General features: G+C 71.8%; 3 protein-coding genes and 1 pseudogene. 3 read left to right on the plus strand and 1 reads right to left on the minus strand.

Annotated elements, in window-relative coordinates; translation table 11 throughout:
* A pseudogene (locus tag AB0C29_RS44320) lies at positions 1-212 on the plus strand (hypothetical protein); the annotation flags it as partial.
* On the opposite strand, the gene AB0C29_RS44325 reads toward AB0C29_RS44320, so the two are convergent.
* On the minus strand, positions 184-1,494 hold the full coding sequence (locus AB0C29_RS44325) for a serine hydrolase domain-containing protein (protein ID WP_360833804.1): 1,311 nt from the start codon (positions 1,492-1,494) through the stop codon (positions 184-186). The pseudogene AB0C29_RS44320 and the gene AB0C29_RS44325 overlap by 29 nt on opposite strands.
* Positions 1,495-1,614: 120 nt before the next feature.
* Between AB0C29_RS44325 and AB0C29_RS44330 the strand changes: the two genes are divergently transcribed.
* Positions 1,615-2,064, plus strand: a complete 450-nt coding sequence (locus tag AB0C29_RS44330) for an NfeD family protein (protein WP_360547614.1) — start codon at positions 1,615-1,617, stop codon at positions 2,062-2,064.
* A 35-nt stretch (positions 2,065-2,099) separates the two neighbouring features.
* On the plus strand, positions 2,100-2,311 hold a 212-nt coding region (locus AB0C29_RS44335; RefSeq protein ID WP_360833806.1), incomplete at its 3' end, for an SPFH domain-containing protein.

The raw sequence follows: 2,311 nt of genomic DNA on the forward strand, positions 1-2,311 counted from the left end.
CCGGACCCGGCGCGCCCGGCCTGGCCGAGCTGGCCGCGCTGGGCGTGGCCCGGATCAGCCTGGGCTCGTCCGTCGCCCAGGCCGCGTACGGGCTGGTGGCCCGGGCCGCGGCGGCGGCCCAGGGCGACGGCGGCTACGGCGAGCTGACCGGCGCGGCCGACTACGGGACGCTCAACGCCCTGCTCACGCCAGGTGCATCGGGTCGCGGCTGAACACGAAGGTGGCGATGTCGAGCCGCTCGGCCGCGCCGTCCGGGCCGCGCAGCACGGTCAGCACCTCACCGGTGTTCATGCCGGCCGTGCCCCGCCAGCGGTCCCGCGACTCCCGGACGAACCGCCACGGCGGCTTCTCCGGCGCGGTCACCTGCCGCATCACCAGGCCCGGGCCGTCGGCGAGCACCTCGTACTCGCGGCCCATCCACCACCAGCGGCCGCACAACTGGGCGACATCGGGGTCGGCCGGCGGTGCGGGACGCCACGGCTCGGCCGGCACCGGCTCGTGGTCCAGCACCGTGGTCAGCACCTCCAGGGCCAGTGCGCGGATGCTGGTGCCGCGCAGGCCGTACGAGTTGGCGAAGGCGATCACGCCGGTGCGGCTGGGCCGGTGCACGGCCAGCTGGGAGTTGTAGCCGGGCATCGAGCCGCCGTGGCCGACGTACACCCGCTCGCCGACGCGCATCAGCTCCGGGCCCAGCCCGTGCCCGGCGGTCCAGGCGTCGTCCTGGATGACCACCGGGGTGCACATCTCGTCGACGGTCTCCCGGCTCAGCACGGCCGGCGCGGGATCGGCCAGGAACGCCGCCCACTTGGCCATGTCGGTCACCGTCGACCAGAGCTGCCCGGCCGGGGCCATCGCGCCGGCGTCCAGCCGCGGCTCCTCGTGCAGGCTGTCGTCCAGCTCGTGCACGACGTAACCGCGGGCGTACGGCTCGACCGGCGCGTACGTGGTCCGCTTCATGCCCAGCGGGTCGAGCACCCGCTTGCCGACCAGGTCGGTCCAGGACTCCCCGGTGACGCGCTGCAGCACCGCACCGAGCAGCCCGTAGGCCAGGTTGGAGTAGTGGTAGGTCCGGAACGGCGGCCCGGCGACCTTGTCGGCCAGCTCGGCCAGCAGCTGGTCGACGTCGCCGCCGGCGCTGCGCTCCCACCAGGGCCCGTCCGGCTCGCGTTGCAGGCCGGAGACGTGCCCCAGCAGCTGGCGCAGCGTCAGCCCGCCCACCGAGGTGCCCGGCAGGTGCCGGTAGAGCAGGTCGTCGAGGGCGAAGAAGCCCTCGTCGCGCAGCTGCATCACCATGGTGGCGGTCAGCGTCTTGGTGATCGAGCCGAGCCGGTACTGGGTCTTGGGGTCGGGCGGCGGGGTCTCCCCGGCGCCGGTGAAATGCAGCAGCGAGCGGTCGCGGACGACCGCCAGCGCCACGGACGGCGCGCGGCCCGCGGACTGCGCGCGGGCGACGATCCCGGTGACGCGTCGGCCGGTTTCCGGCAGCAGGGACACGGTGGGCCTCTCTCGGGCGGGGACGGTCCAAGGTTTAACTGAACGGCGCCGATCTGGCTACGGAAGAACCCGACGTGACGGGACGTCGCCGTGCGAGCGCGGACGTGTCACGATCTGGGTATGGAAAGCGTTCTCTGGATCGTCCTCGCCATCGCCCTCGCGATCGCCGAGGCCTTCACCGCGACTTTCCTCGTCATCTTCTTCGCCGTCGGTGCTCTCGCCGCGGCCGGTGCGGCGGCTCTCGGCGCCCCCGTCCTGCTGCAGGCGATCGTGTTCGCCATCGTCTCCGGCCTCTCCGTCGCCGCGATCCGGCCCATCATCATGCGGCACGCGAAATCCGCCGCCGAGACGGGCGACACGCCGTTCGGCATCGAGGCCATCGAGGGCTCGCAGGCGACGGTGCTGGAGGAGGTGACCGCCGACCACGGGCTCGTGAAGATCGACGGTGAGCTCTGGACGGCGCGCTCCTTCGACGGCGACGAGAAGTACGCGCCCGGCGACCGGGTCCGGGTCATCAAAGTGAAGGGCGCCACGGCGATCGTGTGGCGCGACGAACATCCGAACCTCTGAGCAGACGGCACACATACAAGAGAAAAGAGGACGCCATGGAAGTTGCTATCGGTGTACTCATCTTCGTGATCGCCCTTTTTGCGGTGATCACGCTGGTTCGGTCGGTCCGCATCGTCCCGCAGCAGCGGCACGACGTGGTGGAGCGGCTGGGTAAGTACAAGCGCACCCTGTCCCCGGGGCTCAACCTGCTGGTGCCGTTCATCGACACGGTCCGTACCAAGGTGGACATGCGGGAGAACGTGGTCAG

The organism is Actinoplanes sp. NPDC048791 (assembly GCF_040650095.1).
Classification (GTDB): Bacteria; Actinomycetota; Actinomycetes; order Mycobacteriales; family Micromonosporaceae; genus Actinoplanes.